The following is a 13,391-nucleotide window of genomic DNA, read 5'->3' on the forward strand; positions in this document are numbered from 1 at the left end:
CCTCTCCCGCTTCATGTGAACGTGCACAGCATGGCTCACCGTGCTGCTCCACGAAACCTCAAGTACCCAACGGTTGACAAGTGGCCGAAACATTTCTTCACTGTGCACGTTCACAGTCATGCCCACCATCATCTCAGCTTTGCCGCACGGCGGCCGCGCCAGGCGGCGCCCGCCGCGCGCACCACCCCTCGGGAGGGACCATGCGTCACCGCGCGACCGCCACCTGCGTCGCGACGCTGCTGACGGCCGCCGCGCTCGGGGGCTGCGGCGCGGCCGACGACGGGGCCGTGCACCTCACCTACTGGGCCTGGGCGCCCGGGATGGAGGAGGTGGTCGAACTCTGGAACGAGGCGAACCCGGACGTTCAGGTCACGGTCAAGAAGCAGGCCAGCGGCGATGAGTTGGTGACCAAGACGGTCACCGCCGCCCAGGCGGGCACCGCGCCCGATCTGGTGCAGGCTGAGTACCAGGCGCTGCCGACGCTGGCCAGCAACAACGTCACCGCCGACATCTCCGCCGAGGTCGCCGGCGTCGAGGACGCGTTCACCCCGGCCGTCTGGCAGCAGGTCACCCTCGGCACCGACGCCGTCTACGCGCTGCCGCAGGACTCGGGGCCGCTGCTGTTCTTCTACCGCGCCGACCTCTTCGAGGAGTTCGGGCTGAGCGTGCCGGAGACCTGGGACGAGTTCGCCGACACCGCCCGCGCGCTGCGCGAGATCGATCCGGACCGCCGGCTGACCACGTTCTCCGCCAACGACGCCGGCCTCTTCGCCGGCCTGGCCCAGCAGGCCGGCGCCCAGTGGTGGACCACCGAGACCGACCGCTGGCGGGTCGCCATCGACGACGCGGCGGGCCGCCGGGTGAGCGCGTTCTGGGAGGAACTGGTCGCCGAGGAGCTGGTCGACAACCAGCCGATGTACACCCCGGCCTGGAACCAGGCCCTCAACGAGGGCCGGCAGATCGCCTGGATCAGCGGCGTCTGGGCGCCCGGCACCCTGGCCACGGCCGCCCCCGACACCGAGGGCACCTGGGAGGCGGCGCCGCTGCCGCAGTGGGAGCCGGGCGCCAACGTCACCGGCAGCTGGGGCGGCTCCACCACGGCCGTCACCACCGACTCCGAACACCGGGCCGAGGCCGCCGAGTTCGCGGTCTGGCTCAACACCGACCCCGAGGCGCTGACCGCCCTCGTCCAGACCTGCGGGATCTATCCGGCGGCGACGGCGGCGCAGACCGGCGAAGCCCTCGCCGAGCCGCCGCCGTTCCTCGCCAACCAGCCCGCGTTCTACGAGACCGTCGCCGAGGTGGCGGAGGGCGCGGCGCCCGCCGCCTGGGGGCCGAACGTCACCGTCGCCTACAGCGCGTTCAACAACGCCTTCGGCGCGGCGGCCGGCCGCCGCGCCGGTTTCGAGGAGGCCCTGGCCGAGATGCAACAGACCACCTTCGACGACATGGACCGGCTCGGCTTCGAGGTAGTCCAGTGAGCGCGCCGGGGCGCACGCCCGCCGGCGCCCGGAAGCGCCCGGGGAGCGAGGCCGCCCGCCGGCGCATCGGGAGCGAGACCGCCCGCCGGCGCATCGGGAGCGGCGCCGCCCGCCGGCGCGAACACACCCCGGCGCGCGCCCGCGCCACCTCCGCGCGCCTGGCGCCCTACGGCTTCCTGGCGCCCACCGCCGCGCTGTTCGCGCTGTTCTTCGCGCTGCCCATCGGCTACGCGCTGTACCTCAGCGTCCGGAAGGTCCAGATCGTCGGCCTCGGCCTGGGCCCCGACGGCCGGGAGGAGGTGTGGGCCGGACTCGCCAACTACCGCCGCGCGCTGACCGATTCCGAGCTGCTGGCCGGCGCGCTGCGGGTGCTGGGCTACGGCGCGATCGTGGTGCCGGTGATGCTGGGGCTCGCGCTGTTCTTCGCGCTGCTGCTGGACGACGAGCGGGTGCGCGGGCGGCGGTTCGGCCGGCTGACGATCTTCCTGCCGTACGCCGTGCCGGGCGTGATCGCCGCGCTGCTGTGGGGCTTCCTCTATCTGCCCTCGGTCAGCCCGCTCACCGACGCGCTGGAGGCGGTGGGCCTGCCGGCGCCCGACCTGCTCGACGGGGCGCCGCTGTTCGGCGCGCTGGCGAACATCGCGATCTGGGGCGGCACCGGTTTCAACATGATCGTGATCTACACCGCGCTGCGCGCCATCCCCGCCGAGGTGCACGAGGCGGCGCGGCTGGACGGCTGCACCCCGCTCCAGACCGCGCTGCGCATCAAGATCCCGATGGTGCTGCCCTCGCTGGTGCTCACCTTCTTCTTCTCGATCATCGCCACCCTCCAGGTGTTCAACGAGCCGACGACGCTGCGGCCGTTGACCAACAGCCTGTCCACCACCTGGTCCCCGCTGATGAAGGTCTACGAGGACGCGTTCACCGGCGGCGACATCCACGCCGCCGCCGCGACCGCCGTGGTGATCGCCCTGGTCACGCTGGTGCTCTCGTTCGGCTTCCTGCGGCTGGCCACCGCCCGCGACCGCCGCGAGGAGAACGCCCGATGAGCACCGCGAACCCCGCCACCCCCCTGAATCCCGCGCATCCCGTGCACGGCCGGCCGACATCCGACGGCGCCGGCGCCCGTCGCCGGCGCCGCTTCGCGCCGCTGCCGACCGCCGCGCTGCTGCTGGGCGCGCTCTACTGCCTGCTGCCGGTGGCCTGGGTCGCGATCGCGGCGACCAAGGCGGGCGACGAGCTGTTCTCGACGTTCACCTTCGCGCCCGGCAGCGGCCTGTGGGAGAACGTCGCCGACCTGCACGGCTACCGGGACGGGATCTACTGGCGCTGGATGGCCAACTCGGCGCTCTACGCGGGCCTTGGCGCGCTGCTGTCGTGCGCGGTCTCGGCGCTGGGCGGCTACGCGCTGGCGCTCTACCGCTTCCCGGGCCGGGAGACGATCTTCAACGTGCTGCTGGCCGGCGTGCTGATGCCGCCGGTGATCCTGGCGGTGCCGCAGTACCTGCTGCTGGCCGAGGTGGACCTCACCGACAGCCGACTGGCCGTGCTGCTGCCGGTGTTGCTCTCCCCCTACGGCATCTATCTGGCGCGGATCTACGCGGCGGCCGCGGTGCCGGCCGACGTGGTGGAGGCGGCGCGGATGGACGGCTCGGGCGAGTGGCGGATCTTCCGCTCGATCGCGCTGCCGATGATGCTGCCCGGGCTGGTGACGGTGTTCCTCTTCCAGTTCGTGGCGATCTGGAACAACTTCCTACTGCCGTACATCATGCTGAGCGACGACGAGAAGTTCCCGTTGACGCTGGGCCTGTTCACCCTCCTCAACCAGGGCTCGACGACGCCCGCGCTCTACACGTTGGTGATCACCGGCGCGCTGCTGGCGGTGCTGCCGCTGATCGCGCTCTTCCTCCTCGTGCAGCGCTTCTGGAGCCTCGACCTGCTGTCGGGGGCCGTAAAGTCGTGAACCATGAGCAACCCCGTTCGACGCCGGCGCCCCACGATCCACGATGTGGCGCGGGAGGCCGGCGTCTCGCGCGGCACGGTCTCGCGGGTGCTCAACGGCGGGCACCATGTCAGCCCGGCCGCCGCCGAGGCGGTCAACTCCGCCATCCGCAGGACGGGTTATGTGGTCAACCGGCACGCCCGCTCGTTGATCACCGGCCGGTCGGGCTCGGCCGCGTTCCTGCTGACCGAGCCGCAGGAGCGGTTCTTCGAGGACCCCAACTTCAACGTGCTGCTGCGCGGCTGCACGCAGGCGCTGGCCGCGCACGACATCCCGCTGCTGCTGATGATCGCCGGCTCGCGGGACGAGCAGCGGCGGATCGTGCGCTATGTCACGGCCGGGCATGTGGACGGGGTGCTGCTGGTGTCCAGCCACACGGGCGACCCGGTGGCCGCGCAACTCGCCCGCGCCGGCATCCCGGTGGTCGCCTGCGGCAAGCCGATGGACCCGCGCGCCGGGCGGCTGGCGCATGTCGCGGCCGACGACCGGGAGGGCGCGCGGGAGATGGTGCGGCATCTGCTGGCCGCTGGCCGGCGCCGGATCGGCACCATCGCCGGGCCGCAGGACACCCCGGGCGGCGTCGACCGGCTGGCCGGCTTCCGCGAGGTGCTGGCCGAGGCGGGGCTGCCGTTCGACGAGTCGCTGGTGGAGACCGGCGACTACGGCCGGGCCAGCGGCGCGGCCGGCGCGCGGGCGCTGCTGGCCCGGCACCCGGACCTGGACGGCCTGTTCGTCGCGTCCGACCTGATGGCGCGCGGCGCGCTGGAGGCGCTGGCCGGCGCCGGGCGGTCCGTTCCCGACCAGGTGGCGGTCGGCGGCTTCGACGACTCGGCCGCCGCGCTGGCCTCGGCGCCGGCGCTGACGACGGTGCGGCAGCCGTGGGACCGCATCAGCCAGGAGATGGTCCGCGTGCTCCTCGCCCGCATCGCGGGCGAGGACACCTCGGCGGTGATCCTCCCGACGGAGCTGGTCGTCCGCGACACGGCGTGAGCGGCGCGGCGCGGCGGCGGCCGGCCGACGGGGGTGCGGGCGGCCGACCCCCCGTTCCGGCGAACGGCCGGCCGTTCACGCCGCACGGCCGCTCGACCACCGGCCGACCCGCCCTCCCCGGCTACTGGCCGACCCGCCCGTCGATGCACTCGCGTAGCAGGTCGGCGTGCCCGCAGTGGCGGGCGTACTCCTCGATCCGGTGCACCATCAGCTCGCGGACCGAGGTGCGGTCCTTCCCCAACCGCGTTCCCAGGTCCGGGTGTTGGGCCAGCGCCGCGTCCGTCGCCGCCTGCTCACGCGCGAGGTCGGCGAGCGCCGCGTCCACCAGGGCCTGTTCGCCCGCCGCGCCGTCGAAGTCGGCGTCCCGCCCGCCGTACAGTTTGGGCAACGGCTCCCCCTCGCTGATCCAGTCGCGCCAGTCCCGTTCCGCCTCGGCGAGGTGTCGGACGAGCCCGAGCAGCGACATCGTGGACGGCGGCACCGAACGGCGGGCCAGCTGCTCGGGATCGAGCCCGTCGCACTTCATCAGCAGCGTGGTGCGGTAGTCGGCGAGAAACTCGCGCAGGGTGGGGAGTTCGCCGTCCGGCGCCGACCCGTCGGTATTGCGCGGGTCGTCCGCCGGGTCCACCCACATGTCCGGGTACACGGTCGCGCGCGTCCACCGCGTGGGCGCCCGCCGCTCGGGGTCACGTTCCGTCGTTGCCATGTCCGCCATGCTCCTCCGGCAACGCCCGCCGCCGCCAACGGGTTTGGCCCGTGGCGCCGACCGGGCCGGGCGGTCGGCAGCAGCCTGGCGGTGCGGCTCCTCCCGATGCCACAGTGGACGGATGACGCGTGGACAGAGCATCCCCGTCGCCCTCACCGCCGGCGCGCTCACGCTGGCGCTGGTCTCCTGTGGCGGCGACGACGGGGACAACAGCGACGAGACAAGAGAAGTACTTCAGTACTCGGTGGCCAACGAGGAGTTAGACGCCGGCCGGGTGGACCTCCTCATGGACGACGCCGGCCCGCCGCACGCGATGGCCGCCATCGGCCACTACGCCGCCGGCCTCGACGCCTCGACGGACGTCATCATCACCGTCTACCGCGACGAGGGGCTGTCCGTCGTCATCTGCGAGGCGGCGTGGCCGGACTTCAAGACCAACATCAACTGCCCCGACGAGACCAACAACGAGATCGACGGGTCGATCAACGACGACATCGACGGCTCGATCAACAGCGGCTGAGCCAGCCGGTCGTCGCCGGGCCAGGGGAAGCGGGGGCGGGGTACGCGCGGGGATATCCGGTGGAGAGGTAGCCCCGAACGGTCTAGGGTTCCGGGGTTCAGACCATGCGTGCGCAGAATTTCACAGAAGAGGTGTATTTGATGACGGTCCGCGCAACGGCGGTCGGCTTCGGTCGGCTGGCCCTCCAAGACGCCATGACCTCATCAAACGCAAGGAACACCGCTCGTGGATCTGCCACGCATCTTCACCATTCGCGAAAGTAACCACCGCATCCACAATCCGTTCACCCCCGGCAAGCTCGCCGACCTCGGCGAGGCGCTGCGGCTGGCGCCCGGGGCCCGCGTGCTCGACCTCGCCAGCGGCTCGGGCGAGATGCTGTGCACCTGGGCCCGCGACCACGGGATCACCGGGACCGGGGTGGACATCAGCACCATGTTCACCGAGACGGCCCGCGCCCGCGCCGTCGAACTCGGGGTCGCCGACCGGGTCACCTTCGTCCACGGCGACGCCGCCGGCCATGTCGCGGACGAGCCGGTCGATCTCGCCGCGTGCGTCGGCGCCACCTGGATCGGGAACGGCGTGGCCGGCACCGTCGAACTGCTGGCCAGGAGCCTGAAGCCCGGCGGGCTGACGCTGATCGGCGAGCCGTACTGGCGCCGGGAGGTGCCGGACCAGGAGACCCTGGAGGGCTGCCTCGGCGGCGGCGCGAACGACTTCCTGCTCCTGCCGGAGCTGGTCGAGCGGTTCGGCGAACTCGGGTACGGCGTCGTGGAGATGGTGCTGGCCGACCAGGACAGCTGGGACCGGTACCAGGCGGCGCAGTGGCTCACCATGCGCCGCTGGCTCGACGCCCACCCCGAAGACGAGCTGGCCGCCGAGGTGCGGGCCGAACTCACCGCCGAGCCGGCGCGGTACACGCGGTACCAACGCGAGTACCTGGGCTGGGGAGTCTTCGCGCTGATGGCCCGCTGAGGGCCGACCGGAGGCCCGGCCGGGCGGCCCAGGTGGCCGCCCGGCCGGTGGCCGGCTGCTTCAGGACGTCGGGAGGTCCGTGGTGGCGGGCTTCGGGTCGGGAAGTCGGTTGCCACGGAAGGCGCCCGTCAGGACGTCCAGGAACGTCGGGTTGAGGCCGACGTCGACCACCCTGATGTTGTGCGGGCCGGCGACCTTCGCCAACTCCCCCACCAGGCCCAGTGGGTCGTCTCCGTCGTAGGCCAAGTCCACGTCGTCGTCGTGCAGATAGATCATCACGGGCTTCCGCCTCCTCGTTGGGGTGGTTTCCCGACAGAACACCAGACACGGCGGGGGTCATGGGAGTACGAAGAGGGCACCGTCATAGGAACTACCTGCGGAGACAGCGTGCCCAGACAGAAGAAGCGCAGGTCAAACGGCCCGGACGAACCGTCGGACCAGAGGCCGATGAACGATCTCGAATACCTCGGTGGTGAACTCCGGGAGGCCCGGATGAAGCGGAACCTGACGCAGCGGAGGTTCAGCCAGGCCACCGGTTTCTCGCAGAGCTATGTCTCGAAGGTCGAGTTGGGCGTGATCGTGCCCTCGGCCGAGTACGCGAAGAAGTGCGATCTCGTCCTCGGGACGGACGGGATGTTCCAGCGAATGCGGAAGCGGCTCCTCGAACGGGGCCACCCGAGCTGGTTCGCGCCCTACGCCAAGATGGAGGCCGAGGCCGAGGAGATCCTCAACTACGAACTGTGGACTCTGCCGGGCCTGTTGCAGACGGAGGAGTACGCCCGGGCGCTCTTCCAAGCCGGCCATCCGCACCAGAGCGAGGAGTGGATCGAACTGCGGGTCCGCAACCGGATGGCCCGGCGGGCCACCCTGGAGGACAGCAATCCCGCGCATCTGTGGGCGATCATCCACGAGGGTGCGTTGCATCCCGCCGTCGGGGGTCAGGCCGTGATGCGGGAGCAGTTGGAATTTCTGGTGCGGGCGACGGAGATGCCCTCGGTGAAGCTCCAGGTGCTGCCGTTCGAGGTGGGCGCCCCGCCGGCGATCCATCCGTTCGCGCTGCTGGAACTGCCCACCGGCCGCTCCGTGGTCTACACGGACACCGCGCTCGGCGGGCAGTTGAGCGAGGACGAGGAGCGTGTATCGTCCTGCCGCAGGGCGTTTGACCTGCTGCGGGCCGAGGCCCTGAGCCCCCGGGAGTCCATCGGGCTCATCCAGAGAATCGCGAAGGAAGTACATGGCTGACAACGGCTGGCGCAAGTCCACCTACTCGGACAACCAGGGCGGGAACTGCCTCGAAGTCCGGGACGACACCCCGGGCATCGTCCCCGTCCGCGACAGCAAGGTACAGAACGGCGACACCCTCACCATCGGTGCCGACGCCTGGACCTCCTTCCTGCACCACATCAAGCACTGAACCACCCCGACACCCGACGGGCCGTCACCCCACCACGGGGCGACGGCCCGTCGCGCACACCCGCCCCTCCCACCCCACCGGTTCCAGTTTCCTAACAACTCGGTTACGATAACGGCGCGTTCACGACGTCGTCGTCCGCTGGTCGTCCGGGGCGGGGGAACCGATAACGCGCGCTTCCTACCGTTCCCGTGGCTCGTCTTCGCGCCGGTTCGTGCCGTCACACCATGGGAGAATGCGCGTGTCTCAGGCCAGGTTGATCGTTGTCGCCGCCCTCGCCGCCGCCGGGCTGGCCGTCGCGGCGGCGCCCACCGCACAGGCCGCACCGGGCGAGACCCCGGAGAGCAGCAGCAGCACCACGCCCCGCACCACGCTGGAGCAGGAGACCCCGGACGGCCTGGACGGGCCGCACCCGCCGCGCTGGCCGGAGTACGTCAACGGCGGCGCCTGGCCGACGAGTCACGTCCAGGGCGTGGTGGTGGACCAGGAGAACGGCTTCGTCTACTGGTCGTTCACGCAGATGTTGGTCAAGACCGATCTGGACGGCAACGTCATCGGAACGGTTGAGGGCATCACCGGTCACCTCGGCGACATCGACCTCAACCCGCGCGACGGGCGGGTCTACGGCTCCCTGGAGTACAAGGACGAGGAGGCGTTCTACATCGCCATCGTGGACGTCTCCCGGGTGGACCGGATCGGGATGGACGCGGAGGAGGACGGCGTGCTGACCACCGTCCATCTCGCCGAGGTGGTCGAGGACTTCACCGCCGACATGAACGGGGACGGCGTCTTCGACGGCGACACCGGGGACACCCCGGACCACCGCTACGGGTGCAGCGGGATCGACGGGGTGTCGTTCGGCCCGTCGTTCGGGGCGCGTGCGGACAGCCGACAGAAGTTGATGGTCGCGTACGGCGTCTACGCCAACACCGAACGGACCGACAACGATCACCAGGTGATCCTGGAGTACGACATCCGCGACTGGCGGCGCTACGAGCGGCCGCTGTCGGAGGCCGAGCCGCACCGCAGCGGGCCGCGCCGGGTCGACGACAAGTACTTCCTCTACACCGGCAACACCACCTACGGCGTGCAGAACCTGGAGTACGACCGGCACACCGGCAACTGGCTGATGGCGGTCTACCCGGGCACCAAGGCGGAGTTCCCCAACTACCCGCTGTTCATGGTGGACGGCGGCGAGCGGCCCCGGCGCGGCGAGATCGTCGGCCAGCCCGAGCACGAGCGGGGCACGCTGCTGAGCCTGCTGCCGCAGGGCCAGTACGACGAGGCGACGGACACCTGGGGCTGGGACTTCGACGGCTCCTACGGCCTGGAGTCGCTTGGCGACGGCTACTACTACGGCGCCGAGGGCCGCTCGGTCCCGGGCGAGGACGGGCCGTTGCAGGAGGGCGAGATCCACCTCTACCGCTGGACGGGCGCGACGCCGACCCCGTTCGACCCGGTGGCCGGGTCCGACGACATCTGAGAGGCACCTTCTGAGCAGCGACACCTGACGAGTCGCGGGCCCATGGCCGTGCCTCCCCGGGGTGGGTGCGGGACTACTTGTCGTCGAGGTCTTCGCCGAAGGTGACGTCCAGCTCGGCGGTGAGGGCCTCGGCCAGCTGGAGTGTCTGGGCCTGGTCGATCACGATCTGCTTGAGCGAGGCCAGGCCGCGGAGCTGGGAGAGGTCGTTGCCCCGGAGGTCCAGGCCCCGGTACTTCCCGCCGTCGAACTCGGTCAGCCGCAGATCGCAGTCATCGATCAGGGTGGCGCCGAGGTCAGCGGCGGCGAAGGTGGTCTCGCGCAGCGAGCACTTGGCGAAGATCACGGGCCCGGTGGTCCGGACGCGGGTGAGGGTGCTGTAGTCGAGCTTGCAGTTCTCGAACAGGACGTTGTCGAGCATGACGTCTTCGAACGCGGCGCCCATCAGTTTGCAGTCGCGGAAGACGGCTCGGGAGATCTTGCTGTCGGTCCACCGCAGGGAGGAAAGGTCGCACCCGGTGAACTCCACTGAGTCGACGCGGAGCCTCTCCAGGCGGGTGCGCTGGGCCTTGAGGCCGGTGATCCGACCGTCCATCAGGTGGGTGTCGGCCAGGTCGAGGTCCCGCTGGTCGGCGTCGGCGTAGTGGAAATCCGTCACCCGACCACGGCCGCCCTCCAGTGAGGTGACGTGGGAGAGGTAGAGGCCCGGCTCGTTCAGGACAGGGAGCAGGACGCTCGTACGGCGGATCGTGCGGGTGTCCATCAACAGCCTTTCAGCGCGGTGGCTCGGTCGCCGGTGGTGCTGGCCCGCCCCGGGGCGGGCCAGCGGCGGCGCGGCCTACTTCCTCTTGTTCCAGTTGTCCCAGGTCGGGCGGTTGTCGAAGGGGGCCGGGGTCTTCGCCCAGTTGTCCCACGTGGGCCTGTTGTCCCACGCCGCTTCAACGATCATCGGGGCCGGGGCGTCGTGCGTGGCTATCAACTCCATCACGACGGGGGCGTTGGATGTGGCGAGTCGGTCCAGGATCTTCATGCGGCAGCCTCCTTGGCCGCGAGCGTGGACAGAGCCGTGACCAGGCCCTGCCGGGAGACCCGGCAGTGGTTGGTCTCGGTGGTCGTGAGGTCGCCGTTCTCGAATTGACATCCTCGCCGCCCTGAAGGACGGCGATTCTCACCTACCGCGCCGTTGCGGGCTGCGGTGTCGAGTGGGTTCCTGCTTCGCCGCGCGGTGCCGGGACGAGTCCTGGTCTTACCTGCGCTCCACAGGCTGACACGGCCAGTCCGGCCGCCTTGGCGACGTTGACCGCCGCGTTGATGTCCCGGTCCAGGACAGCCCCGCAGGCCCCGCAGGTCCACACACGGACGCGCAGGGGCTTGGGGCCGTCCTTCACGCCGCACTGCGAGCACACCTGAGAGCTGGGCTCGAAGCGGCCGATGCGGACGAAGGTGCGCCCGTACCGTGCGGCCTTGTACTCCAACATGCTCACGAACGCCGACCATCCGGCGTCGTGCACGGACTTGGCCAGGCGCGTGCGGGCGAGACCCTTCACCGACAGGTCCTCCACGGCGACCGCTTGGTTCTCACGGATCAGCCTGGTGGAGAGCTGGTGGTGGAACTCGCGGCGCGCGTCCGCGACCCGGGCGTGTGCCCGTGCGACGCAGACCCTGGCCTTGTCCCTGTTCTTGCTGCCCTTCTCCTTGCGGGAGAGTGCGCGCTGGGCCTTCTTCAGGCGCTTCTCGGCCCGGCGCAGGAAACGCGGGCTGTCGATCTTCGTCCCATCCGAGAGGACCGCGAAGTGCCCCAGCCCGAGGTCGATGCCCACCTCGGGCGTCGTCTGCGGCAGCAGTTCCTCGGGGCCGGTCTCAACGACGAAGCTCGCGAAGTACCGGCCCGCACTGTCCTTGACCACGGTCACCGTGGACGGGGTGGAGGGCAGGCTGCGGGACCACTTGACCATGAGGTCGCCGATCTTCGGCAGACGCAGCTTCCCGCCCGGCGTGATCGACCAGCGGGCATTCGCCGTGAACCGCACGGACTGCCGGGTGTCCCGCTTCGACTTGTACCGGGGCGCACCCATGCGCGGGCGCTTGCCCTTCAGGCCGTCGAAGAAGTTCTTGTACGCGGTGTCCAGGTCGCGGAGGGACTGCTGGAGGACGACCGCCGAGACCTCGCCGAGCCAGGCCCGCTCCGGAGTGTTCTTCGCCTCGGTGATGAGCGCCTTCGACAGGTCCCCGGTCCTGGGGAACGGCAGCCCCTCGCTGCGGGCGGTCTCCCGAGCGCGGAGCGCGTCGTTGTAGACCACCCGCGCACACCCGAACGCCCTCGCCAACGCGCTGCGCTGACCGACGCTCGGGTACAAGCGGAAGCTGTACCGAAGCTGCACACCGATCATGATACACAGTTGGTTTATGAGTATCGATGAGAACGTTCGCACAGGTCGGCACTGCATCTTCCGGATGCATGTCCACTTGGTTTTCGTGACGAAGTACCGGCACAAAGTCTTCGCCGACCGGCACCTGACGCGGTGCGAGGAGATCATGCGGGCCGTGTGCGAGGACTTCGAGGCCGAGCTGGTCGAGTTCAACGGCGAGAACAACCACGTCCACCTCCTCGTGCACTTCCCGCCGAAGGTCGCCGTGTCCAAGCTGGTGAACTCCCTCAAGGGCGTGTCCTCCCGGCGCCTCCGCCAGGAGTTCCCCGAACTCGTCCACCACTACTGGCGGGCACAACGCCTGTGGTCCGGCTCGTACTTCGCCGGTTCCGTCGGCGGCGCACCACTCAACATCGTGAAGCAGTACATCGAGCAGCAGAACCAGCCGCTCCGACCCGGGTTGAGGTGAACAGTGCGAATCCGTGCACACAGCTGAGGTCAGAGCAGTCCTCAGATTCGCACCACCACCAGGCTGAAGCCCGGTGCACTGCGAACAGTCCCGGTAGGCCGACACCGTGTAGTACGCGGCCCTGATGGTGGCGCGCTTGCCCGAGGCACCCGGCTCGTTCCACAGTCCGGCCTCCGGGTCCCACAGGTCGTTCATCACTTTCCACGCCTTGGTGAGGCGGGGATCGCGCGGGCTCGCGCCGGCCCGGATGGCGGCCTGGGTGCACAGCGCGTACGCCATGTGCTCCCAGGCCGTACCCTGCACGTCCTTGTCATCCTCGACGAACTGCTCCCACCGGTGGTGGTTGTGCAGCAGCCACTGGCCGGCCTCGACGACCACGTCGGACAGTCGCTTCCGCAACACTGGGCCGTGCACCCCGCCCGCCTCCCGAGGGCCGTCCCCATAGGAGGGCTCACCACCCGGCCCGGCTCCGGCACGGACGGCCGACAGCGCGAGCAGGCACAGCGCGGTCTTGCTCGGGCTCGGGCCGGTGTCAACGTATGTACGCCACCCCCATGCTCCGCTGGGGCGGCGGTGGTAGAGCAGGCCGTGCACCCCGTGGTCGATCAGCGGTTCGACGCGCTCCAGCAGGGTGCTGGTCTCGACCCCACCGGGTAGGAGGAGTCCGGGGCCGAAGTCATGGAGGGCATCTCTGAACTCGGCGAGACGGTGCACCACCAAGGCGGTCTGGTGCAGCGAGGTGTCGTCGAGCCCGAGGACTTCGGGCCAGCCGTGGTCGACCCGGTGCTCTTCCAGCCAGCCGACGCACCAGGTCGCGGTCTCCGCGACGCCGTCGTGGTGGAAGAAGCGAGGGTGGGACAGCAGTCCGGCCAGTCCGAAGGCGATGAACCGGGTGTGCTCACCACGACCGCCTTTCGGCCGGGGCCGCGAGTGCTCCGGGATGGCGCCGGTGAGGAAGTCGAGCCCCTGGCGAACCGGCTGTCCGGCGATG

At 70.4% G+C, this 13,391-nt stretch carries 15 protein-coding genes; 10 read left to right on the forward strand and 5 right to left on the reverse strand.

Annotation, left to right across the window (positions count from 1 at the left end; genetic code table 11):
- Positions 1–200 precede the first annotated feature (200 nt).
- The 4 genes from FH609_RS06855 to FH609_RS06870 all read left to right on the forward strand — a co-directional run bounded on the left by FH609_RS06855 (position 201) and on the right by FH609_RS06870 (position 4,473).
- A complete protein-coding gene (locus tag FH609_RS06855; RefSeq protein WP_139666638.1) occupies positions 201–1,481 on the forward strand; it encodes an extracellular solute-binding protein in 1,281 nt (426 codons plus the stop codon).
- A gap of 158 nt (positions 1,482–1,639) precedes the next feature.
- Positions 1,640–2,530 (forward strand): carbohydrate ABC transporter permease, encoded by an 891-nt coding sequence (locus FH609_RS06860; protein ID WP_226961506.1) that lies wholly within the window; start codon positions 1,640–1,642, stop codon positions 2,528–2,530.
- Complete coding sequence (locus tag FH609_RS06865) at positions 2,527–3,444, forward strand: carbohydrate ABC transporter permease (RefSeq protein WP_139666637.1); 918 nt, start codon at positions 2,527–2,529, stop codon at positions 3,442–3,444. Before FH609_RS06860 ends, FH609_RS06865 begins: the two co-directional genes overlap by 4 nt.
- A gap of 3 nt (positions 3,445–3,447) precedes the next feature.
- Entirely contained in the window at positions 3,448–4,473 is a 1,026-nt protein-coding gene (locus FH609_RS06870; protein WP_139666636.1) for a LacI family DNA-binding transcriptional regulator, read from the forward strand.
- Positions 4,474–4,594: 121 nt separating this feature from the next.
- Here the strand turns inward: FH609_RS06870 and FH609_RS06875 are convergent, their stop codons facing one another.
- The gene (locus FH609_RS06875; protein WP_139666635.1) at positions 4,595–5,179 is read right to left on the reverse strand and encodes a DinB family protein; all 585 of its coding nucleotides are present in this window, start codon (positions 5,177–5,179) and stop codon (positions 4,595–4,597) included.
- Between the two features lie 121 nt (positions 5,180–5,300).
- Between FH609_RS06875 and FH609_RS06880 the strand changes: the two genes are divergently transcribed.
- Positions 5,301–5,699 carry a hypothetical protein gene (locus tag FH609_RS06880; RefSeq protein ID WP_139666634.1) on the forward strand — a complete coding sequence of 133 codons (399 nt, stop codon included), beginning with the start codon at positions 5,301–5,303 and terminating at the stop codon, positions 5,697–5,699.
- A 225-nt stretch (positions 5,700–5,924) separates the two neighbouring features.
- On the forward strand, positions 5,925–6,671 hold the full coding sequence (locus FH609_RS06885; RefSeq protein ID WP_139666633.1) for an SAM-dependent methyltransferase: 747 nt from the start codon (positions 5,925–5,927) through the stop codon (positions 6,669–6,671).
- Between the two features lie 60 nt (positions 6,672–6,731).
- On the opposite strand, the gene FH609_RS06890 is transcribed toward FH609_RS06885, so the two are convergent.
- Entirely contained in the window at positions 6,732–6,950 is a 219-nt protein-coding gene (locus FH609_RS06890) for a hypothetical protein (RefSeq protein WP_139666632.1), read from the reverse strand.
- A 168-nt stretch (positions 6,951–7,118) separates the two neighbouring features.
- Here FH609_RS06890 and FH609_RS06895 point away from each other — a divergent pair, with 168 nt between their 5' ends.
- The 3 genes from FH609_RS06895 (at position 7,119) to FH609_RS06905 (ending at position 9,565) form a co-directional block, all read left to right on the forward strand.
- Positions 7,119–7,913, forward strand: coding sequence for a helix-turn-helix domain-containing protein (locus FH609_RS06895; RefSeq protein ID WP_139666631.1), 795 nt, complete (start codon positions 7,119–7,121; stop codon positions 7,911–7,913).
- Positions 7,906–8,085, forward strand: coding sequence for a DUF397 domain-containing protein (locus FH609_RS06900; protein WP_139666630.1), 180 nt, complete (start codon positions 7,906–7,908; stop codon positions 8,083–8,085). The genes FH609_RS06895 and FH609_RS06900 overlap by 8 nt, the downstream gene beginning before the upstream one ends.
- A gap of 232 nt (positions 8,086–8,317) precedes the next feature.
- On the forward strand, positions 8,318–9,565 hold the full coding sequence (locus FH609_RS06905) for a hypothetical protein (protein ID WP_139666629.1): 1,248 nt from the start codon (positions 8,318–8,320) through the stop codon (positions 9,563–9,565).
- Positions 9,566–9,638: 73 nt separating this feature from the next.
- On the opposite strand, the gene FH609_RS06910 is transcribed toward FH609_RS06905, so the two are convergent.
- The 3 genes from FH609_RS06910 to FH609_RS06920 form a co-directional block, all read right to left on the reverse strand.
- Positions 9,639–10,325 (reverse strand): pentapeptide repeat-containing protein, encoded by a 687-nt coding sequence (locus FH609_RS06910; protein ID WP_139666628.1) that lies wholly within the window; start codon positions 10,323–10,325, stop codon positions 9,639–9,641.
- A 75-nt stretch (positions 10,326–10,400) separates the two neighbouring features.
- Positions 10,401–10,592, reverse strand: a complete 192-nt coding sequence (gene amcA, locus FH609_RS06915) for a multiple cyclophane-containing RiPP AmcA (protein ID WP_139666627.1) — start codon at positions 10,590–10,592, stop codon at positions 10,401–10,403.
- Positions 10,593–10,734: 142 nt separating this feature from the next.
- Complete coding sequence (locus FH609_RS06920; RefSeq protein ID WP_139666626.1) at positions 10,735–11,943, reverse strand: RNA-guided endonuclease InsQ/TnpB family protein; 1,209 nt, start codon at positions 11,941–11,943, stop codon at positions 10,735–10,737.
- 25 nt (positions 11,944–11,968) lie between these two features.
- Here FH609_RS06920 and tnpA point away from each other — a divergent pair, with 25 nt between their 5' ends.
- On the forward strand, positions 11,969–12,400 hold the full coding sequence (gene tnpA, locus FH609_RS06925; RefSeq protein ID WP_139666625.1) for an IS200/IS605 family transposase: 432 nt from the start codon (positions 11,969–11,971) through the stop codon (positions 12,398–12,400).
- The last annotated feature ends 991 nt before the right edge of the window (positions 12,401–13,391 follow it).

It is taken from the genome of Streptomyces sp. 3MP-14, from assembly GCF_006334905.2.
In the GTDB taxonomy this organism is placed as follows: Bacteria; Actinomycetota; Actinomycetes; order Streptomycetales; family Streptomycetaceae; genus Streptomyces; species Streptomyces triticirhizae.